The sequence below is a fragment of the Paenibacillus sp. FJAT-27812 genome (assembly GCF_001273905.1).
Taxonomy (GTDB): Bacteria; Bacillota; Bacilli; order Paenibacillales; family Paenibacillaceae; genus Pristimantibacillus.
In genome coordinates this window covers 401,530-424,198 of sequence record NZ_LIGH01000001.1, presented here as the reverse complement: position 1 = coordinate 424,198, position 22,669 = coordinate 401,530, and the positions used below count along the sequence as shown (strand labels likewise).

General features: G+C 49.7%; 15 protein-coding genes. 14 read left to right on the top strand and 1 reads right to left on the bottom strand.

Annotated features, from left to right (window positions below):
• Positions 1 to 77: 77 nt before the first annotated feature.
• The 14 genes from ADU23_RS01815 to ADU23_RS01750 all read left to right on the top strand — a co-directional run bounded on the left by ADU23_RS01815 (position 78) and on the right by ADU23_RS01750 (position 19,220).
• Positions 78 to 1,619, top strand: coding sequence for a GxGYxYP domain-containing protein (locus ADU23_RS01815; protein ID WP_053372182.1), 1,542 nt, complete (start codon positions 78 to 80; stop codon positions 1,617 to 1,619).
• Between the two features lie 417 nt (positions 1,620 to 2,036).
• The gene (locus ADU23_RS01810; protein ID WP_053372181.1) at positions 2,037 to 3,329 is read left to right on the top strand and encodes an ABC transporter substrate-binding protein; all 1,293 of its coding nucleotides are present in this window, start codon (positions 2,037 to 2,039) and stop codon (positions 3,327 to 3,329) included.
• 80 nt (positions 3,330 to 3,409) lie between these two features.
• The gene (locus ADU23_RS01805; protein ID WP_053372180.1) at positions 3,410 to 4,309 is read left to right on the top strand and encodes a carbohydrate ABC transporter permease; all 900 of its coding nucleotides are present in this window, start codon (positions 3,410 to 3,412) and stop codon (positions 4,307 to 4,309) included.
• 41 nt (positions 4,310 to 4,350) lie between these two features.
• Positions 4,351 to 5,178 carry a carbohydrate ABC transporter permease gene (locus ADU23_RS01800; protein ID WP_053372179.1) on the top strand — a complete coding sequence of 276 codons (828 nt, stop codon included), beginning with the start codon at positions 4,351 to 4,353 and terminating at the stop codon, positions 5,176 to 5,178.
• 81 nt (positions 5,179 to 5,259) lie between these two features.
• Positions 5,260 to 6,381: a GntR family transcriptional regulator gene (locus ADU23_RS01795; RefSeq protein ID WP_053372178.1), complete on the top strand. Its 1,122-nt coding sequence runs from the start codon at positions 5,260 to 5,262 to the stop codon at positions 6,379 to 6,381.
• A gap of 210 nt (positions 6,382 to 6,591) precedes the next feature.
• Complete coding sequence (locus ADU23_RS01790; RefSeq protein WP_053372177.1) at positions 6,592 to 9,735, top strand: alpha-mannosidase; 3,144 nt, start codon at positions 6,592 to 6,594, stop codon at positions 9,733 to 9,735.
• Between the two features lies 1 nt (position 9,736).
• Positions 9,737 to 11,020, top strand: coding sequence for a glycoside hydrolase family 125 protein (locus ADU23_RS01785; protein WP_053372176.1), 1,284 nt, complete (start codon positions 9,737 to 9,739; stop codon positions 11,018 to 11,020).
• 16 nt (positions 11,021 to 11,036) lie between these two features.
• Entirely contained in the window at positions 11,037 to 11,996 is a 960-nt protein-coding gene (locus ADU23_RS01780) for an aldo/keto reductase (protein WP_053372175.1), read from the top strand.
• A gap of 20 nt (positions 11,997 to 12,016) precedes the next feature.
• Positions 12,017 to 12,781 carry a sugar phosphate isomerase/epimerase family protein gene (locus tag ADU23_RS01775; RefSeq protein ID WP_053372174.1) on the top strand — a complete coding sequence of 255 codons (765 nt, stop codon included), beginning with the start codon at positions 12,017 to 12,019 and terminating at the stop codon, positions 12,779 to 12,781.
• Between the two features lie 103 nt (positions 12,782 to 12,884).
• Positions 12,885 to 14,750 carry a 3D-(3,5/4)-trihydroxycyclohexane-1,2-dione acylhydrolase (decyclizing) gene (gene iolD, locus ADU23_RS01770; RefSeq protein ID WP_053372173.1) on the top strand — a complete coding sequence of 622 codons (1,866 nt, stop codon included), beginning with the start codon at positions 12,885 to 12,887 and terminating at the stop codon, positions 14,748 to 14,750.
• Between the two features lie 42 nt (positions 14,751 to 14,792).
• A complete protein-coding gene (gene iolC / locus ADU23_RS01765) occupies positions 14,793 to 15,803 on the top strand; it encodes a 5-dehydro-2-deoxygluconokinase (RefSeq protein ID WP_053372172.1) in 1,011 nt (336 codons plus the stop codon).
• A 31-nt stretch (positions 15,804 to 15,834) separates the two neighbouring features.
• Positions 15,835 to 17,280 (top strand): CoA-acylating methylmalonate-semialdehyde dehydrogenase, encoded by a 1,446-nt coding sequence (locus ADU23_RS01760; RefSeq protein WP_053372171.1) that lies wholly within the window; start codon positions 15,835 to 15,837, stop codon positions 17,278 to 17,280.
• A gap of 123 nt (positions 17,281 to 17,403) precedes the next feature.
• Positions 17,404 to 18,213: a 5-deoxy-glucuronate isomerase gene (gene iolB, locus ADU23_RS01755; RefSeq protein ID WP_053372170.1), complete on the top strand. Its 810-nt coding sequence runs from the start codon at positions 17,404 to 17,406 to the stop codon at positions 18,211 to 18,213.
• 104 nt (positions 18,214 to 18,317) lie between these two features.
• Positions 18,318 to 19,220, top strand: a complete 903-nt coding sequence (locus ADU23_RS01750; RefSeq protein WP_053372169.1) for a metallophosphoesterase family protein — start codon at positions 18,318 to 18,320, stop codon at positions 19,218 to 19,220.
• Positions 19,221 to 19,563: 343 nt separating this feature from the next.
• On the opposite strand, the gene ADU23_RS01745 is transcribed toward ADU23_RS01750, so the two are convergent.
• Complete coding sequence (locus tag ADU23_RS01745; RefSeq protein WP_053372168.1) at positions 19,564 to 22,590, bottom strand: glycoside hydrolase family 2 TIM barrel-domain containing protein; 3,027 nt, start codon at positions 22,588 to 22,590, stop codon at positions 19,564 to 19,566.
• Positions 22,591 to 22,669 lie beyond the last annotated feature (79 nt).

The window sequence follows — 22,669 nt, the reverse complement described above, 5'->3', positions numbered from 1 at the left end:
ATGTTAAGCCAAGGCCAAGCATCCTTCTGAGTAAGGGGCTCTGGCCTTATGGCATGACGACACGGGGGAGTGAGAAAATGATGAAATTTGCTAAATGGCTGGGGATAGCGATTTTTGTACTTATTTTGGCCGGTTGCAGCGGTGCGAATGCAAAGACCTTTAGTTATTTTCCGAAAATTGAAGCACCTGAGCATTTATACGTCATTCAAAAATCGTCCTTAAGCCCGGAAGAGCTTGTCCTGGTGGGGACGCTGCAAGGGGTCTTGGCTCAAGACAAACCAGAAATTTATATTACAGACGATGCTTACGATGATTGGCTGGAAGAGCTGAGAGCGAAGCATGGCGTGAAGACCGAGGAGATAAAAGATGCTTGGACACTGATGGAGAAGTTTAAAGATCGTATTCAAGGTTTTTACGCCTACGAGAACAATACGCCATCCGTGAACGTGGCCACCTCGCTGGCCGGGCTGAAACAAGCCGTTGCAGCCGAGAAAGCATTGTCCTCCAAAATGGAGTCCATCGGCTTGAAGCAATTGGAGGATGTAAGCGATAAGGATGACATGTGGCTGTTCAAGCAATACGGCGACCAATTCAACAAGGATATTATCGTGCAGCTGCATCCGGAAAGAGGGGAGCTGCGTGATTATGGCGTGGCTCTGAAAGCGATGTATATCTACGACAGCGCAAACGATGAAGAGCTGCCTGAAATCTACAAATCATTGAACCCTGACGCGATTCGCCTCGGATGGGGGAAAGGGAGCGAATCTGAGCATATCGCGCCAGCGAGCCTGCAAGGCGTTGCTGCGATTCCTTCGGATTGGGCGATGAATTTGACCGCTTTATCAGCTGTGAAGCCCCAAAAGGCATTCAAGCAGCCTTATCATGTCAAAGCGGGAGAGGCAGATGCGAAAGCGCATTATGTGTCGTTTGTAATGAGCGATGGGGATAATGTGCAATGGCTTCTGAATGATTTTGTTAAAAATAATAAATATTATGGAAGCAGCGAGCGCGGGCAGTTTCCGATGGGCTGGCAGATGGCTCCGACACTCGCCGACTTGGCGCCGGACGCGCTATCGTTGATTTACGAAAAGGCGAAGAAGGATCATTTTGTGGTCGCGGTCTCAGGTACGGGCTATTTCTTTCCCAGCGAGTATCCCGAGGAGGCTCTCAAGGAAAATGTCAAACGGCTTGACGCTTATATGAAAAAAACAGACATGCAGCTGGCGGTGCTTCTGGATTGGAATAGTCCGGAGAAAGCATCCATCGAGCAATTCGCTTCGGTTCCCTCCTTAAAAGGAGGCATTCTCGCATATGGAGAAAAATACGTAGGAGGAGCAGGCAAGGTGTGGTGGGCGAAGGACAAGCCGTTCGTTAGCGTAAGAGAGACACTGTGGGATGCCGATCCCGTAAAGATGGCGGAGCGCATTAACGGCTATACGACCGACCCGACAAAGGAAGAGGGCTATACGATTATTAACGTGCATCCATGGAGTCGGACGATGAGCGATGTGCGGAGCGTAATCGACCATTTGGATGCCCACGTGAAGGTTGTTTCGCCGGACGAGCTGTTTGACCGTATCGTTCGGGACGTGAAGGCGAGGACGCCGCTTGCGGAGTAATCGCACCTGCAAATTTTACCGATAGACTTTATTGCTGGAACGTTTACTATAAGTGTAGAGGGGGATGTATAACAAATATATTATTAGGTATATAAATATGCGAATGTTAAGCGGTACCATTAAAATAAGATATATAAATTAAATATATTTATGGGAATAACCTCTTGATTTTCAATCCATGATGATATATCATCTTATTACACCACTACGGGATGTTTACACAATAAGTTATACCAAATGTGGTGAGATTCATTTTAGATACGATTTGTAAGCGTTTTTTTGAAAATGGCAGTCACAGAGGTGATTCCCATTACGATTGAGGGGGTCTGCACGAATTGATGTTATGACAGCGCTCTATTTATTGCTTCCGCTCCATGATGCAGTGCTTTGAATAATTCATACAGGGGGAACCAAGACATGAACAAAAAACTAACGTATTTGTTTGTACTTACACTGATTACTGCTATTTTTCTCTCGGCTTGCAGCGGAGGGAACGGAAATAAAGGAGAAAACAGTCCGAATAACGGGGGCTCCTCTTCAGAAGGCGGAAAAGTAAAATTAACGTTATGGTATTGGAACGGCGCGATTTCGGATTCGACGATCGAAGAAGCAAAGACAAAATTTCCGAACATTGAGCTGAATGCACAAAAGCTGCCTCCTGGCGGCGAGTACATGACTAAGCTGAAAACGTCGCTAGCCGGCGGCGCCGGCGGTCCGGATATAACGGCAATGGACAGCTGGATTACAGAATTGATTCAGTACAGCGACAAATTCGTTAATTTGAACGAATATGGCGCGGCTGATCTGAAGGATCAGTACTTGGAGTGGAAATGGAATATAGCATCGGCTGACGAAGGCAAGGTTCAAATGGCGTTGCCGATCGACGTCGCGCCGACGGTTATGTTCTACCGCGAGGATCTGTTCAAGCAAGCCGGTGTTCCATCTACTCCGGAAGAGCTTAAAGCTCAGGTGAAGACATGGGATGACTACATTGCGTTATCCAAGACGGTTCATGAAAAAACAAAAGGCGGCATGGGTACGATCGTGGATATCTACCGCAACGTTATCGGACAATTGCCAACTCGCTACTTCGATGAAACAGGTAAATTCATTGGCGAAGATGGTCATGTGAAGCAAGCTTGGGACACTGCGGTCAAAGCTTATCAATCGGGCGCAACGTTCGGCATGTCGTCGAGCTCGGAGAGCAATGCGGCGCTTAACAACGGCACGATGGCATCCATTATCGGTGCTTCTTGGATGAAAGGCGACATCATTGCTGCAGCTCCGGATACGAAAGGCAAATGGCGGATTGCTTACCCAGCAGGCGGTGTAGGCAACCAAGGCGGTTCCTTCTTCGGTGCTCTGAAAACAACGAAACATCCGAAAGAAGCAGCTGAGCTTATTAAGTTCCTGACGAGCACGGACAGCCTTAAAAAAGGATTTATGGAATTCGGAAACTATCCTTCAACGCCAGGCATCTATGAAGATGAAGACATGAAGCAGCCGGACGAGTTCTTCGGCGGGCAGGCTGTCGGCGTTGTGTTCGGCGAAGCGGCTAAGGATGTTGTAATCTCGCATTCCGATCCAAAAGACGGCAAGGTAGAGGACGCTATTATTGAACAGCTCGGCTTGGTTGATACAAGCAAAAAAGATCCGGAAGCAGCTTGGAAAGAAGCTATGGAAAACGTAAAAAGAGAATTGAGCCGTTAAAACGGTAATGAGGAAGGGCGATGGCCTCTTGGTCTCGTCCTTCTTTCACCCATGCATCGAGACGTTAGGAGGTTGGCAATATGGGTACTAATGTAAGGCATACGTGGAAAGAAGTCCTTAAAAATAAGACGCTGTATCTGTTTATTTCTCCCTTTTATCTTTTGTTTTTAGTTTTTGGTCTGTTCCCTATCTTGTTCTCAGCCTATCTTGCGGTTAACAAATGGGATGGGATCGGGGATTTGGAGTATGTAGGATTTTCACAATTCCAGTTTCTGTTTAAAGACCCCAAATTTTACGATGCCGTACAAAACACGTTCACGATCTGGGCGATGGCTAATATTCCGCTATTATGCAGCGCGCTCGTGTTCGCCTTTTTAATTAATTTGAGTATCGTTCGATTTAAGGATTTTTATCGTATTGCCTTCTATCTTCCAAACGTAACCGCAATGGTCGCTGTTGTTATTATCTTTCAATCCTTTTTTGGAAACCATTACGGCTTTGCAAACTACCTTTTGCAAAAAATCGGCCTGAATGAAGTGGCTTGGCTGAATCACAAAATAAGCGTGCAATTCATTATCGCGACGATGATTTATTGGAGATTCCTTGGCTATAATATGATCATTTATTTGGCTGGTCTTCAGAAAATTCCAAATGATCTTTATGAAGCTGCTAAAATTGACGGTGCAACCATGTATGATACTTTTTCAAAAATTACGATACCGATGCTTCGGCCGATTATTTTGTTCACAGTTATGATGTCGACAATCGGCGGCTTGCAAATTTTCACGGAGCCTCAAGTGCTCGCAACGCTCACATCACCTTATCCAGGTTCTGAAACGATTGTGCTCTACTTGTTCCGAGAAGCATTCAAGTATAACAACTATGGCTACGCAGCAGCAGTTTCTTGGGTAATGTTCGCGATCATTATGGTCATCTCATTCCTGAACTGGAAACTATTCAAGCCTGCGGATGATCGTTAACCCGGTGATAGATACGACAAACCTTTCGTGAGGTGCAGGACATGCCAAAAGAAATAATTAAAAAACTGACGATTCATCTGGTCTTGATGATCGGAGTTGTTATATCCATTTTCCCGTTTTATTGGTTGTTCGTGATGTCAACAAACACAACCAGCGCCGTATTCGCGTTCCCGCCGAAGCTCGTTGTCGGCGATCAATTATGGGTAAACATTCGCAGCGTGCTCGATACCATTGATTTTGGCCGCGCGTTTATGAATACCGTATTTGTTGCTGTCGTTACGACTGTCTTGCGATTGTTTCTCGAATCGCTTGCAGGCTTCGCATTTGCGAAATTCAAGTTTCCCGGCAGCAAAATATTGTTTGTCCTGCTGCTTGCGACGATGATGATTCCAGGGCAGCTGTCGCTTGTACCGCAATTCATGATTATGAAGGAGCTAGGCTGGCTAGGGGATTACAAAGCGTTAATCATACCTGGTCTAGCTGGAGCGTTCGGCATCTTCTGGATTCGCCAATTCGCTCAGGACGCGATTCATGACGAGCTTTTGGAAGCGGGACGGATAGACGGCTGCAACAATTTCAGGCTTTATTTCAACGTTGCGCTTCCGGTTCTGCGGCCGGCACTCGCTTTCCTTGGCATTACTTCCTTTATGGCAACGTGGGAAGATTACTTGTGGCCGTTAGTCGTATTGACCGATTCATCGAAATTTACGCTGATGGTTGCGCTCGCATCAATGAAAACAACACATACCGCGAACTATGCTATGCTTATGGCTGGGACGCTGCTGGCAACGCTGCCGCTCATCGTTTTTTTCCTAATCGTCAGCCGTCAATTTATTGCCGGGCTTTCTGACGGGGCGGTTAAAAGCTAATTTATTGGTATGCAAGCCTTACAGCCTCTGGTAAAATGGACATAACATTTAGATTAAAATGAACAGGGTGGCGGAGTGCTGATGCAAGGTAGCAAGCCCTTATATCTTCGGATTATGGAAGATTTGCAGCAGCAAATCAAAGACGGAGTTTACAGAGATAATGATAAATTGCCAACGGAAATAGATCTTGCGAACCAGTACGGCGTTAGTCGCATTACGTCTAAGCGGGCGCTAATTGAGCTTGAAAAGCAGGGTCTTGTGTATAGGAAGCGCGGGAGCGGGAGCTATGTACGCAACCATGAGGATACGGCAGGAATGGTGAAAGCTTCGGCTTCTTTCCGTACTCCGATCATCTCAATGATTCTTCCTTGGTCCTCGACTGGCCGGCTTGATTACATTCAAGGAGCCAATGATTACTTGGACCCTAGAGGCTATTTCCTAAGTATCCATATTTCAAACTGGAACGTGGAGAAAGAAAAAGAGCTGCTGCTCAAAATGTACAATAGCGGCCATAGCGGCATCATTCTCTACCCGTCGAGTTCTTCTCATAATATCGCAACGGTAAACACGCTTTTCATGAACGATTTCCCGATTGTGCTGATCGACCAGCATTATGAGGGCTTTCCAATCAGTAATGTCGTGTCTGACAATAAAACCGGCGGTTATATGGCAGCCGACCATTTGATACGCAAAGGGCATACCCGCATTGCTTTCCTAACCGCTATCGAGGTTGATCTTCGCAGCACGATTAGGGAGCGGTTTATCGGTTATTGCTCAGCGCATAAGGATCACCGGATTCCAATCCAGAGCGATTTTATCGTTTCGGAGGTTTATAAAGGAATCGCGGATGAGGAACGTATCGCAAAATTAACGACACTGGTTGAGGAATTGGTCGAACAGAATATTACCGCTATTCAAGCCGAGCATGATGATCTGGCGATTGATTTACTCAAGGCTTGCCATCATGCGGGCATATCGGTACCGGAGCAATTGTCCATTGTTGGGTTCGATAATGAGGAGAATGTCGGGTACGCACAGGTTCCTTTGACGACAGTTGCCCAAAATTACTACGAAATTGGACAAAACGCTGCCAGCTTTATCGTTGATTTTATCGAAAAGAAAAACATGGATTTCCGGCAGAAGCTCATCCCCGTTAATTTGGTGGAAAGAGATAGCGTTAAAGAGTTGGTTGAAGAAGAATAGTCTGTTTTTGGAGTCAACATGCAGAACGAAGCCCCTGGGTATCCCAGGGGCTTTTTTTATATCCGCTTCGGATGCGGGTATAACATATTCCAAATATAAGCATACCAAATTCGACTATTTTTTAATAATTAGTAATATTATTTTATTTACATCATATTTCATTAGATATATAATTGGTATATTACAACATGGTGTCAGGGGGGCTTATGCATGTTCTTTTTGGAAGACAAGATTAAGGCAAGATTAGACGAAATGGAGCCCTTGCGTTATCGCGATGGGGTAAAAATACCGGAATTCCGCTTTTTAGAAGATGAAAAGGGTGAAATAGGCACTTTTCCTCCCACTGATGAGGAAGCTTGGTCGATCATCGAAACAGGTTCCCGTTGGGAAGGCAGAGATAAGTATGCATGGCTTTCTTGCGAGGTTGATATACCTAAATGCTGGACAGGAAAAAAACTAGTTGGCAGATTCGACTTTGGCAAAACCGATGAAGGAACCAATTCAGGGTTCGAGTCGCTTCTATTTCTGCACGGACAGCCTTACCAAGGCGTAGATGCCAACCACAAGGAAGTGTTTTTGCCCGTTCAGGAAGCCGGTAACAAGCTTCGACTGGATTTCCGCCTTTGGTCGGGCCTGGAAGGCGGTGGCCCCAAAACCGTTCAAGCCCACCGCTTGAAAATGGCGGAAATAAGCTGGCTTGATGAAAGCGCGGATGACTATTATTATACGGTCAAAGCAGCATTGGAAACGGTTCTTGTCCTGCCTGTCGTCCAGTCGGAGCGACATCAGCTTCTCAAAGCGATCGATCGTTCCTTGCGCGAGGTAGAGTGGCAAAACAGGGAAAGCGAAGACTTTTACCGTTCGATCGACGCGGCACTTACAATCTTGAAGGAAGAGCTCGGCCGAATCGAGAAGCATTCGCGCATAACGGTCACTTGTGTCGGACATACCCATATCGACGTCGCTTGGTTATGGAGGCTTAAGCATACGCGCGAGAAGATCGCCCGCTCGTTCTCAACCGTCCTTCGGCTCATGGAGCAATACCCGGATTACGTGTTTTTGCAAACGCAGCCACAATTGTATGCCTACATCAAAGAGGATTATCCCGAGATTTACGCGCGCATTCGCGAGCGGGTGGCGGAGGGCAGATGGGAGGCGGCTGGCGGCATGTGGCTTGAAGCCGACTGCAATATTCCTTCAGGGGAGTCGCTCGTTCGGCAAGTATTGTTCGGTACACGCTTTCTGGAGGACGAGTTCGGAAAGGCATGCACTTATTTATGGCTGCCGGACGTATTCGGCTACAGCTGGGCGCTTCCGCAAATTTTGAAAAAATCGGGAATCGATCGGTTCATGACGACGAAGATCAGCTGGAACCAATTCAACCGTATTCCGCATGACACGTTTACATGGCGCGGGATGGACGGATCGGAGATCATGGCGCATTTCATTACGACTCCCGAGCCTGGCCACGGCAAAGATTCTTGGATGTACACTTATAACGGCAGACTAACAGCCTATGAGGCTTATCATATTTGGGATAATTACAGGGATAAAGAAATAAATGAAGAGCTTCTGCTCTCATACGGCTATGGCGATGGCGGTGGCGGCGTCAACCGCGAGATGCTGGAGATGCGGCGCAGGCTTGATGAAATGCCGGGGCTTCCGCATGTGAAGACAGGTACGGCAGGCGATTATTTTGAACGGCTTAAAGAGACGATCGATGAAACAACGCAATATGTTCATACCTGGGACGGAGAGCTGTACCTGGAGTATCATCGTGGAACCTATACAAGCCAAGCGAATGTGAAACGGATGAATCGCAAGCTTGAGCTCGGATACCGCGAGGGCGAATGGTTAAGCGCATTCGCAAGCCTGCTCGAAGGAAATTGGGGCAAATACGCTCAGCAGAAAATCAATGACGGCTGGAGAATCATTCTTCGCAATCAATTCCATGATATTATTCCGGGCTCTTCCATCCAAGAGGTATATGAGGATGCTGCGGCGGAATACGGAGAAGCGCAAGCCTTGATTTCGGATGTCCGATCGGAAGCGTTAAGACTGATGACAGATGCGGACGCAAACAGCTATACCGTATTTAACGGTTCGACTTGGGAGCGGGAAGATCTGCTTGAAATAGAAAGTCCGGCTCACGGCAGCGGCGTTTGGATCGATCAGGAAGGCAATGGGCTTGCTGCTCATAAAGGGCAGGAGGGATGGTCGGTGCTGGTGAAGGTGCCGGCGATGGGGTATACACAGATCCGGTTTATCCCCAAGCCAGCGGAAGGCTTTCAAACAACTTGCTTTGCGTTTACGGAGAGCGGGCTAGAGACCCCATTTTACAAAATGGCATGGAACGAACAAGGCCAACTGACGAACATTTGGGATAAGGAGCTTCGCCGCAATGTTTTGAAGAAGGACGGCCGAGGCAATGTCTTGCGCGTATTTGAAGACAAACCGCTCGCATTTGATGCATGGGATATTGATATTTTCTACAAGGAAAAGATGAAGGAAGTAACGGCGCTGGAATCGGCTGAGCTGCTGGAATCCGGTCCGCTATATGCAATCGTACGTTTCCGCTGGACTTATAACCGTTCTTCTCTCGTTCAAGATATGAAGGTGTACAGCCAAAATCGAAGAATCGACTTTGTGACGAAAGTGGATTGGCAGGAACAAAGCCAACTGCTGAAGGCTGCATTCGAGGTTGATGTTCGCTCGACCGAAGCGACATACGATATCCAGTATGGGAACGTCAAACGTCCGACGCACTGGAATACGAGCTGGGACTTGGCGAGATTCGAGGTTGTTGGGCACCAGTGGGCGGATCTCTCGGAGCGCGGATTCGGAGTCAGCTTGCTTAATGATTGCAAATACGGCTATGACATCAAGGACAACGTGCTCAGCTTGTCGCTAATCAAATCGGCTAATTTCCCTGACCCGGAGCAGGATATCGGCTTGCATCAGTTCACTTATTCTTTGCTGCCGCATAAAGGCGATTGGTATGAAGGAGGCACCGTTGCCGCGGCATGGAACTTGAACAATCCGCTGACAAGCCATCCAGGAACAGCGTCCCACACGCCAAAATCGTTGTTCAAGCTTTCGGCTGACGGCGTAATGATCGATGCGGTTAAAAAAGCGGAAGATGAAGATATGGTTATTATCCGGCTGCATGACTACTCGGGAAGCCGCAGTGAAATGACAATCGAAAGCGACCTTGACATCGTCTCGTGGCAGGAATGCAATCTGATGGAAAAACCGATTGGAGAGCTGAATTTGGGTCCTGCTATTGCAACGGCGTTTACGCCTTACGAAATTAAGACATTTGCAGTCGTCTTTAAAGAAAGGAACGATTTCTAAAATGAAGCTGACCGATCAAATGAGCCATTTTGTCGAACAAACGATTAGCAAGCTGGAGCGGCATCCTGAGCTGGAAAAGCTCGCCCCGATGTTTGGCCCATGCTTTGCGAGTACGTTTGAGACGACTTTAGAGCGATTAGAGGACGGAACAACCTTCGTCATTACAGGCGATATTCCAGCTATGTGGCTGCGTGACTCTTCCGCACAAGTGAAACATTATCTCCCGCTCGCAGCATCGGATGAGACGCTGCAGCAAATGATCGAAGGTTTGATTCGCAGGCAGCTGAAATATATCGGAATCGACCCTTACGCTAACGCCTTTAATGTAGAGGATAACGATAACCGCATCGACATAGATGAGACCGAGCTTAATCCGTGGGTTTGGGAGCGGAAATATGAGATCGATTCCTTGTGTTATCCGATATGGCTAAGCTACTTATATTGGAAAGAGACGGGGATAACGAGCTTGTTCGATGACTCCTTCCGAGCTGCCGTGCACCAAATTATCGATCTTTGGCGGCTGGAGCAGCGGCATACCGAGCAATCGCCCTATCAATTCATTCGGCGGGATTGCCCGCCGACCGATACGCTTAGAAATAACGGGAAGGGCATGCCGGTCAATTATACCGGTATGACCTGGTCAGGCTTCCGTCCAAGCGACGATGCTTGCACGCATGGATATTTGATCCCATCGAACATGTTTGCGGCTGTCGTTCTGAGGTACGTGGAGGAAATTGCGGACTCGATCTATAAGGACAGCGATTTAAATGGCAAAGCGGCTGCCTTGAGGGAAGAAATCGAATACGGCATTGAAACCTACGGCGTGATCAACCATCCCAAATACGGCAAAATGTATGCCTATGAAACGGATGGATTCGGAAACTACAATCTGATGGATGACGCCAATGTGCCGAGCCTGCTGTCAATTCCTTATCTCGGTTACAGGGCGAAGGACGATGAGGTTTACCAGAACACAAGGCGGTTTATTCTCAGTGAAGACAATCCGTACTACTTTGAAGGAACGGCAGCCAGAGGGATTGGCAGCCCGCATACGCCGCAATCCTATATTTGGCATATCGCGCTGAGCATGCAGGGACTGACTTCAATTGACGAGCAGGAGAAACGCGACATTCTGGCGATGCTGTCGTCCACCCATGCGGGAACCGGATTTATGCATGAAGGCTTCCATAAAGACGATCCATCTACTTTTACGAGACCATGGTTTGCATGGGCAAACAGCTTATTTGCAGAATACGTCTCTCTAATAGCCGAACAAACATCTTAAGAATGGACGGGATAACATGAAAACAATTCAAATTCAAGCAAGCCAAAACGGGCAGCCGATCGTTAAATCATGCTCACAGCTTATTATGGGCTCTACTAACTTTTTGCGTGCAGACGATATGGACTACATTCACGAGATGTTTGGCGCTTACCTCGCGGCGGGCGGCAATACGTTCGATACGGCACACCAGTACGATGATTGCGAGCAGAAAATAGGCAGATGGCTGGAGGAGACAGGCAAGCGCGAGCAGGTCAACATTATGACAAAGGGCGCGCATCCGGACGACGGCGAGCCTGGCAATCGGGTGAATGCAAAGGCGATTAACAAGGATGTGCTTGAGAGCTTAGAGCGGCTTCGCACTTCTTACATTGACCTTTACGCGCTGCACCGCGACGATCCTTCCATCGAAGTTGGGCCGATTATGGAGGCGCTGAACGCGCATGTGGAAGCGGGACGCATTCATGCGATCGGGGCATCGAACTGGAGCCACGAAAGAATTCAAGAGGCTAACGACTATGCCAAAACGCATGGCTTAATCGGATTCACATTCAGCAGCCCGAACCTCAGCTTGGCAAAATGCCGCATCCCGCGTTGGCCGGGCAGCATATCGGCTGGGCAAGAGATGATCGAATGGCATCAGAGCAATAATTTGCCGCTTCTGTCCTGGTCCTCGCAGGCTGGCGGGTTTTTCTCAGGACGTTATACGCCTGACAATTTGGAAGATGAAGAAATGGTTGACGTTTATTATACAGCGGACAACTGGGAGCGTTATCGCCGCGCGACTGAGCTAGCTAACAGCAAAGGCGCGTCAGCTATTCAAATCGCGCTTGCTTACGTGCTGCACCAGACGTATCCGACGGCAGCGCTCATCGGTCCCGAGAGACTGCCTGAATTGCAATCATCCCTTCAAGGAATGAGCATTCCGCTTACAGAAAACGAGATTAAATGGCTGGATTTGGTTACAGACCGCATTTAACATAGAGAGGAGCAACAATAATGGAACATAAATTTGCCGCTCAGCTATATACACTTAGGAACGAGCTTAAGAAGGATTTCTATGAAACGCTTCGCACGCTGAGCAAGATGGGCTGGAAAGCCGTTCAAATCGACGGCTTGCACGATTATCCGGCAGTCGAAATCGCCGCTGTCCTGAAGGAGACGGGATTATCCGTTGCAGGCATGCATGTCGGTTTGGACCGGATGACGCAGGAGCTTGATGTCGTGCTGGAAGAGGCGCGGCTGTTCGGTACGACGGACTTCTTTAATCATTATTTGGAGGGCGAATTGCAAAATGAGGCAGGTTACCGCCTTGCGAAGCGCCAGTTGCTTGAAATCTCCGACAAAGTAAAGCCGCTCGGCTTCCGCGTCGGCTATCACCATCACGAATTCGAGTTCGAAACGGAAGTCGACGGGAAGCCGGCGCTGGATTTCGTGCTGGAGCCTGAGGGCGACCGCTTCATTTATCCGGAAATTGATACCTATTGGGTAAGCTTTGCAAACCGTGACCCTCTTTCATACATGTCCAAATTCCCGAACAAAATACCGATTCTGCATTTGAAGGATATGTCCGCAGATGAAAGCAGAACGTTCACGGAAATCGGTAACGGCGTCATTGATTTTGAGCCGATTTTGAAGTGGGGCGAGCAAAGCGGCGTTGAATGGTATTGCGTGGAGCAGGATTACTGCCCAGGCAGCCCATTCGACAGCTTGGAGATTAGCTTTAACTATTTGAAAGAAATGACAGCCAAATGGAACAAGTAGATTAGCGGTGGAAATAGGTGGAGTGAGCTTCTTTACAACTCGCTCCCTTTTTTCTTCTCATAAAGGTTGGCTCACATGGATATTAAGGGAGGCCTTGAAACGAATGACGACGATTCGGCTTACGATGGCGCAAGCGCTGCTGCGTTTTCTGGATAACCAGTACGTATCGGTAGACGGCATAGAGACAAAGTTTATAAAAGGCGTTATGGGTATTTTCGGGCATGGCAACGTAACGGGCATCGGCGAAGCTTTAGAGAGAAGCGCCGGTGATCTGGTATATGTGCAGGGGAAAAACGAACAAGGGATGGTGCATGCGGCAGCCGCATTTGCGAAACAAAGCAACCGCAAGCAAATATTTGCCTGCACTTCCTCTATCGGTCCCGGCGCTCTGAATATGATAACGGCAGCGGCGACCGCAACCGTGAACCGCATACCGGTACTGCTGCTTCCGGGCGACAACTTTGCAAGCAGGCAGCCGGACCCGGTGCTTCAGCAGCTTGAGGTAAGCAGCGACTACACAATTTCGGCGAACGAGCCGTTTAAAGCGGTAAGCAAATATTGGGACCGCATCGTGCGGCCGGAGCAGCTGATGTCGGCATGCGCGAATGCGATGCGCGTATTGCTTGATCCCGCAGAGACAGGAGCCGTTACGCTTGCCCTGCCGCAGGACGTTCAAGCGGAAGCGTACGATTACCCGTCTGATTTTTTCGCGCGCAAGGTTCATTATATCGATCGGCGCCCGGCAGCAGCCGATGCCGTTCAACGCGCCGCTGCTGTAATCAAAAGTAAGAAAAAACCGCTAATCATCGCAGGAGGCGGCGTGCTGTACGCCGATGCGATGAAGGAGCTTGAGGTGTTTGCTGAAGCCTTCGGCATTCCCGTATCGGAGACGCAGGCCGGCAAAAGCGCTTTGCCGTGGAATCACCCGTTAAACGTTGGGGCGATAGGCGTTACGGGGACTCTGGCGGCCAATAAGCTGGCAAGGGAAGCGGATGTAATCATCGGTATCGGCACTCGGTATTCCGATTTTACGACATCATCCAAATCGGCATTCGGCAACCCGGATGTCCAGTTCGTGAACGTAAATGTAAGCAGCTTCGATTCCTCTAAGCTAAATGGCGCCGCTATTACGGCTGATGCCAAAGAAGGGCTGAAGGCTCTGCATGCTGCACTGGGTCAAATCGGTTACCTCAGCTCGCATGACCCGTCCGTCATCGCAGCTTTGAAGCAGGAATGGGACAGCGAGGTCGACCGGCTTTACGCGGCTGAGCATGAAGCGGGCTTTGCCCAAACGAGGGCGCTTGGCGTTATTCAAGAAACGCTTGATCCATCCTCGGTCATCGTATGCGCGGCAGGCAGTCTGCCAGGCGACCTTCATAGGCTTTGGAGGCCTGCCCAGCCGAAGACCTATCATATGGAATACGGCTTCTCTTGTATGGGCTATGAAATAGCGGGCGCGTTTGGCGCAGCCTTAGCAGAGCCGGGTCGCGAGGTATATGCTGTCGTTGGGGACGGAAGCTACTTGATGCTTCATTCTGAAATGGTAACGAGCCTCCAGGAGGGGCGTAAAATAACGATTTTATTGTTTGATAACCACGGCTTCCAATGCATTCACAATTTGCAGCGCGGTCATGGCAGCGACGGATTCGGCAACGAGTTCCGCTATCGCTCCCAGGAGACGGGCAAGCTGTCCGGCTCTTATATGCCGATCGATTTTGCAGCGCATGCCCGCAGCTTGGGGGCGAAGGCTTACAAAGCCGGCAATGCAGAGCAATTAAAAGAAGCGCTGCAGCTCGCTAAGCAAGAAACGGTGACGACGTTAATTGAAATTCCTGTCGTGCCGGGCACGAATACGGGAGGTTATGAGTCTTGGTGGAACGTGGGCGTTCCCGAGGTATCCGTCAGCGATGTAGTCGTTAGGGCGGGCAAAGAGATGAATGCCAAAATTCAATCCGTCACCCTCCGCTAACGGCTGAGTAAGTAAAGTCCAAAGAAAGCAGGGAGCTCACAAATGACTTATATCTCTTTTTCAAATAATAAAAAGTTCGATTTTACCGCTATCGGCAGGCTTTGCATCGATTTGAACGCGAATGAAATTAACCGTCCGATGGAAGAGACGATGACGTTCACGAAGTATGTCGGCGGCTCCCCCGCCAATATAGCAATCGGCATGTCCCGCCTCGGCCGAAAGACCGCTTTTATCGGCAAAATCGCAGATGACCAAATGGGACGTTTTATCGCCGATTATTTGAAGCGGGGCGGCATCGACGCTTCAAATGTGGTGACCGATCACACCGGCGCGGTGACAGGACTCGCTTTTACGGAAATAAAGAGCCCTTCTGATTGCAGCATCCTAATGTATCGCGATAACGTCGCTGATCTTATGCTGGAAGCGGGAGAAGTAAGCGAGCAGTTGATCGCCGATTCGAAAATGCTTCTGATTTCCGGGACGGCACTTGCCAAGAGCCCTTCGCGGGAAGCGGTCTTCCAAGCGCTGCACTATGCCAAGAAACATCGGACCGTCATCGCGTTTGATCTCGATTATCGCCCTTATACATGGGCTTCCAAAGAAGAGACGGCTGTCTATTACAATCTTGCCGCTGAAAAATGCGACATTATTCTAGGTACGCGCGAAGAGTTCGATATGATGGAGGCGTTCGAGCAAAACCCGGATCACAGCGATCATTTTACGGCGTCCAAATGGTTCGATTACTCCGCTAAAATCGTCATCATCAAACACGGCAAGGAAGGCTCCATCGCCTACACGGCCGACGGAACGACGCATCGCGCCAAAAGCTTCCCGGCGAAAGTCATCAAAACCTTCGGAGCGGGAGATTCTTATGCAGCGGGCTTTCTATATGGCATTATGGAAGGCTGGACGCTCGAGAAAAGCATGGAGTTCGGAAGCGCAGCGGCCTGCATCGTCATTTCGAGCCATAGCTGCTCCGATGCGATGCCAACAAGCTCGCAAGTCCATCAATATATTGAAGACTGCAACAATGGTAAAATAACGATCTCATAGTCATCCATAGATTTGAAAGGGGCTAACGACAATGACGCAAGTACTGAATAACTGGATTGGCGGAGCTTGGGTTCCATCAACATCTGCGACAACTGAAGAAGTATATAATCCCGCAACGGAAGAGGTGCTGGCGCTTGTTCCGCTTTCTACGCGCGAAGACCTAGACCTCGCCGTTCAAACGGCGAAGGAAGCGTTCAAAACATGGAGCCGCACGCCGGTTCCGCGCCGCGCACGGATTCTTTTTAAATACCAGCAGCTTCTGGTTGAGAATTGGAGTGAGCTCGCGCGCCTCGTTACGCTGGAGAACGGTAAAAGCTACAGCGAAGCTTATGGCGAAGTGCAGCGCGGCATTGAATGCGTCGAGTTCGCCGCTGGCGCTCCTACGCTTATGATGGGCAAGCAGCTCCCGGATATCGCTACGAATCTGGAGTCCGCGATGTACCGGTATCCGATTGGGGTTGTTGGGGGCATTACGCCGTTCAACTTCCCGATGATGGTGCCGTGCTGGATGTTCCCGCTTGCGATCGCCTGCGGCAACACCTTTGTCTTAAAACCTTCGGAGCGTACGCCGCTGCTGGCTAATCGCCTTGCGGAGCTCTTTACGGAAGCAGGCCTGCCGGACGGCGTATTCAATATCGTCCATGGCGCGCATGATGTCGTAAACGGCATTCTTGAGCATAAGGATGTTATTGCCATTTCCTTCGTCGGCTCGCAGCCGGTAGCGGAGTATGTCTATAAAACGGGAACCGCACATGGCAAACGCGTTCAAGCGCTTGCGGGCGCGAAGAACCACTCTATCGTTATGCCGGATGCAGACATGGACATAACGGTCAAAGAAATTATTAATGCCGCATTCGGCTCCGCGGGCGAGCGCTGCATGGCATGCTCCGTAGTAGTAGCTGTCGGCGAGGTAGCGGATACGCTCGTGAGCAAGCTGATGGAAGCGGCGGACCGCATCACGATCGGCAACGGCGCGGAGGAAGGCATTTTCCTCGGTCCGGTCATTCGCGGCCCGCATAAGGAGCGCACGCTTAAATATATCGAGATCGGGGAGAACGAAGGCGCGATTCTTCTGCGTGACGGACGCAAAGATGCTGCCTGCGAGGGCAAGGGTTACTTTGTCGGGCCGACGATCTTTGATAACGTGCAAGGCGGGATGAAAATTTGGGAGGACGAGATTTTTGCCCCTGTGCTGTCGATTATGAGAGTGGATACGCTTGAGGAAGCGATTGAGCTTGCCAACGCATCGGACTTTGCGAACGGCGCATGCCTGTTTACGAAGAGCGGAGGTTATGTTCGCCAATTCCGCGAGACGATTGAGGCTGGCATGCTCGGCGTAAATTTAGGCGTTCCTGCCCCTATGGCGTTTTTCCCGTTCTCGGGCTGGAAAAAGTCGTTCTACGGCGATCTTCATGCCAACGGCACCGACGGCGTAGAGTTCTATACGCGCAAAAAAATGATAACGACGCGTTGGTAAGAATCAAACCGGAAGGCAAGCAGCCGCTGCGCTTGTAATTTGAGGCGAAGCGGCTTGCCTGATGAGCACGAAAAAACGCGGCTGCTCGGCAGCTCCGGCAAAGCGTAAAGGAGGAAATAAAACATGTCCAAACTAATCGTAGCTCCATCGGCTGAACCCAATCATGAAGGCAGCCTTATGCAAATTACACCCGAATCAGCGGAGTGGCAGTATGTTGGCTTTGAATTCATTCGGCTCGCTAAGGGGCAAGACTTACACAGGGAAACCGCCGATAAGGAAGTATGTCTCGTCTTGCTGAGCGGGAAAGCAGATGTGACAACCGCGGAGCAGAAGTGGCAGGCAATTGGCGAGCGGATGAATGTGTTCGAGCAAATCCCTCCTTATTCGGTGTATGTTCCAAACGGCGATCGTTATCACATCCACGCGCTTACTGAGCTTGAGGTAGCCGTATGCTCGGCGCCAGGATACGGAAACCACAAGGCGAGATTGATTGCGCCTGCGCAGGTAGGCACCGAAACGCGCGGCTATGGAAACATCGAACGTCGGATTCATAATATTTTGCCAGAGCAGGATCCTGCGGATAGTTTGCTTGTTGTTGAGGTGTTTACGCCTAACGGACATTGGTCAAGCTATCCACCGCATAAGCACGATCAGGATAATCTTCCATCGGAGTCGCTTTTGGAGGAAACTTATTATTTCCGGGTCCAGCCTGAGCAAGGGTTTGCGATCCAGCGTGTCTATACCGATGACCGATCGCTCGATGAAACGTTGGTCGTGAAAAACGGGCATGCCGTCATGGTGCCGCGCGGCTATCATCCGGTATCTGCCCCTCCGGGCTATGATTGCTATTATTTGAATGTGATGGCTGGCCCGACCCGCATCTGGAAGTTTCATAATGACAAAGACCATGAATGGATCATGACGAAACCTTAAGATGACAGTTGATGAGGCTACGGCTTATGATGATTGTAGAGTCTCGTCAAGCATAGATAACGCATCGAATAAGCAGACCGATGAAGATCAATGGAGGGAAAAGGATGTCCGCCAGCCTAAAATTTCGTGATGACGGCACTTTTAAAATTTTGCAATTTACCGATATGCATCTTGGAGACGGCAAAGAGGAAGAGCGTGAGAGAGACGAGAAAACGGCGGATTTAGTTAGCGGCATCATTGCAGCCGAGAAGCCGGATCTGGTCGTACTAACGGGTGACATGATATGGAGCGACGGCGTTGCCGATCCGAAAGCTTCTTTTCGCAGGGCGATAGCGCCTGTAGTGGGGTCAGGTGTTCCTTGGGCCGCTGTGTTCGGCAATCATGATGCGGAGGCAGGCGTAACCAGGGAGGAGCTTCTGGCTATTCAGCAGGAGGATGAAAAATGTCTTTCTGAAGCAGGGCCTCATGACATCAACGGGATTGGCAACTTTATGCTCAAGGTTGGAAATGCTAACGGAACCAAGGACGAGGCAGCGCTTTATTTCTTCGACTCCGGCATCAATGCTCCGGAACCAATTGGCGGCTATGCATGGATTCACCCGGATCAAATCCAGTGGTATACCGGGCAATCCAGGCAGCTTACCGCTCAAAACGGCGGTCCGGTTCGATCACTGGCCTTTTTCCATATTCCGATTCCCGAATACGACGCGGCGTGGCGCGGAGAGCAAGTGACGGGCACACGTGAGGAAAATGTAGAGTGTCCCAAAGTAAATACAGGCTTGTTCGGGGCGATGGTACAATCAGGCGATGTGGTTGGCACATTTGTCGGCCATGACCATGACAACGACTATTGCGGCACTTTGCACGGTATTCGTCTTTGTTACGGACGGGTAACCGGATATAATTGCTACGGAAAGCTGCCGAGAGGCGCCAGAGTCATTCGGCTCGAGGAAGGGAAAAGGGAGTTCGAAACGTGGATCGTTCAAGAGGATCAAGTGACAGGTTAATCTTGGTTTAAACATCATGGGCGGAGGCGGGGGCTTTTAGACATCAGGAGCTCCTAACCGGGATAGAACTAGAAACTAGCTCTATTTTGTAAAAAATGACCTTAAGCGAGGAAATAAGGCTAGAAAATAGTCTTAATGCATCCGCACACTCCGCCAATTGGCGATTATCGCACCATTTCTTCAAGAATAGAGCTAGAATGTAGATCTATAATGATCAAACGGGCTACTTTTCCAGAAATAAGTCTAGAAAATAGTGTTAACGGAGCGCAAACCTCACCAACTGGCGATGATCAGGCAATTAAAAAGGACGGAGCAGCTATCATACGCTGCTCCGTCCTTTTGTTTATTCGTCTTCGCTTAACACGGGTTTGATATGAAGCTCGAAGCGGAACTGCTTCTCATTCAAGCGATACTGATCCAGCAGCTCCGGTCCGCAAGAATTGGAGCCGACGCCGCTCATTTTGTAATCCAGATGAACGATAGTTTCCTTCCGCGCCTTCAATTCATGATCATGGGCAGCGATTGTAAGGTCAAGCGGCGTATAGTGCGACGCGTTGAACGAGAACGGCTCCGGCGAGGCAAACTTTAAGCCCATCCCTTGCTCGTTCGATATGACCGCCCAATGAGTGCCATAACGCGAGCCGTTTTCCTGCGGCATAATATAAGGCTCAAACATTTCGTCCACGGTCGTAACATATCTGCTTTTGCGCACGCTTTGGCGTTTATCAACGTAGCTCTCATGCGGCCCGTAGCCAAAGTATTCGACTTGTTCATTTCCGCTTGGCATAGTAAGCTGCAGCCCGAAGCGAGGCAAGTAAGCTGCAGATTCCCTTACTTTCACTTGGACGTCAAGCTTGATTTCCCCAGCCGCGTCAACCTGCCAGCTGGCTTCGCCGTGCAGAATCGGATTCTGCGTATACCCGCCTAAAGAGAATGCTGCGCGAACTTCTATTGTGGACTCGCTCAGACGCGTCCATTCACAGCTGTAAACCTTCATAACAGCACGGTCGTATCCTTGCAGCTCCCATTGCTTGCGGATATGCATATCGTTGTCGAGTGGCGCCCGCCAGATGTTGAAGCCCATCGGCTGCTCTACCATTACGATGCCATTGCGGGCAAGCTCCACGAACAATCCTTTGTCCAAATCAAAGGCGTAGCGGAAATCGTAGCCTTCGATGGACAATACGCGATCATTCTCGGCTGCATGCAAGGAGGCAGCGGATAGGTTTGCCGGTTCATCGGAATATTCAGCCTCAAGCAGGGTGAACTGCTTGAACGCAACTTCGTAACCCATCTCCGCCCATGAGGTTTCCTTGTTCATCCAAAAGGATAAGTTGAGCGTATAATAAGCATCCTCAGTTGATGGCCATGCATAAGGCAAAGTTATGAGCTGGTGCTCATGCGCAGCGGCATCGAGCTGCCAGATTTGGCCTTGTTCGATTGTTTGGCCATCCTTCTCTATTTTCCAGTGAAGGCCGAGATGGGACAGATCAATAAAATCATGCAAATTGTTGATCCTGAGCTTGCCGCCTGTTAAGTCAACCGCTTCTATATGAACCGGCGCTATAACCTGCTTTAGCTCAAGCAGGCCCGTATGCGGCCTGCGATCCGGATAAACGAGTCCGTCGATGCAGAAGTTGCCGTCATTCGGCTTGTCTCCGAAATCGCCGCCGTAAGCGAAGAACGGCTGGCCTTCCGTCGTTTCGGTCTTGATGCCATGGTCGCACCATTCCCAGACACAGCCGCCCATAAGCTTCGGATACTGATGGATAACGTCCCAATAATCCTTCAAATCGCCGGGGCCATTGCCCATGGCATGGCTGTACTCGCAAAGGAACAGCGGCTTTTTATTCGATTCTTCCTTGGCATATTCCTCGATATACTGGACGGACGAGTACATGCGGCTCTCTACGTCGAGAGATTCGATATTCTCATGCCCTTCGTAATGGGGGGCCGCACCCTCGTAATGCACAAGCCTGGAGTCATCTCTCTGCTGAATCCATTCCGCCATGGCGATGTGGTTAAGCCCGTATCCGGCTTCATTCCCAAGCGACCACATGACGATGCAAGGCTGGTTTTTGTCTCTTTCCACCATCCGGGCTGCCCGCTCTACGTAAGCTGCTTTCCATGTAGGATCAGTAGCGAGCTTGTGCGCAGACCCGCCAGCTCCATCGTCCGGCACGCCCATGCCATGTGATTCCAAATCCGCCTCATCCACAACATAAAACCCATACTCGTTGCACAATTCATAAAAACGAGCGTCGTTCGGGTAATGGGAGGTACGGATGGTGTTCACGTTATGGCGCTTCATTAGCTTCAAATCTTGAATCATATGGTCCACGGGAATCGTCTGCCCAAGCTCGGGATGGGAGTCGTGACGATTGACGCCGCGGAGCTTCACTGCTTGTCCATTGACTTGGAATACGCCGTCATTAATTTCGACCTTGCGGAAACCGACATGGAATCTAATGACTTCTTCGCCGGCATACAAATAAAGCTCATAAAGGTAAGGGGCTTCCGCATTCCACAATATAGGCTTCTGTATATCCAGGGTGATCGAGCCTTGGTTCGCAATGACGGCTTGTGTGGCCGCGATAAGCTGATGTGCGGAATCCCGCAGCTCGGCTTTGACTTCAAGCGTTCCCGTAGTTTCGATTTCTGTTTGCAGAGACGCCTGCTGGAAATCGTCTGTGAATACTGTTTTGTTAAAAACATCGCGGATATGCGTTTCATCGCGGCCTAGCAAATAAACGTCCCGGAAGATACCGGAAAAACGCCATGCGTCTTGATCTTCCAAATAAGTGCCGTCGCACCACTTCAATACCATTACGGCAATGCGGTTCTGCCCTGGGCGAAGGTAAGGAGAAATAAGAAACTCAGCAGGCATGCGGCTGCCTTGGCTGTAACCGACAAATGCGCCGTTCACCCAAAGGTAGAAGCAGGAATTGACGCCCTCAAATACGGCATATTTCTCCTTGCCTGTCCAGTTGTCCGGCAAATGGAAGTCTCTGACGTATAGACCGGCGGGATTGTCATCCGGTACGAACGGCGGGTCACAAGGGATCGGATAATTGAAGTTTGTATATTGCAGCTGGTCGTATCCGTTTGTCTGCCAGCAAGATGGCACGATCAAATCATCCCAAGCGCTAACATCGGTTTCCTCTTCATAGAAAGCATCCTTTACTTGCTGGACGCTTGGGTAATACTTGAACTTCCAGCTACCGTTAAGCGTCTCATAATAAGGGGAACGTCCTCTTTGGCGTTCTTTGGCCGCAGCAGAATCGGCATATGGAATATAGTAAGCGCGCGGAGCCTCGCGGTTCACGTGCAGCTTCTCCGGGTTTTCCCAAAATTTATCAATTTTGATCATCGGTCACTCATCCTCTCGGTCTTGGCTTGACTTCATTATAAACGTTAGATAGGATGGTTGTTCAGGAGACAAAACAGAC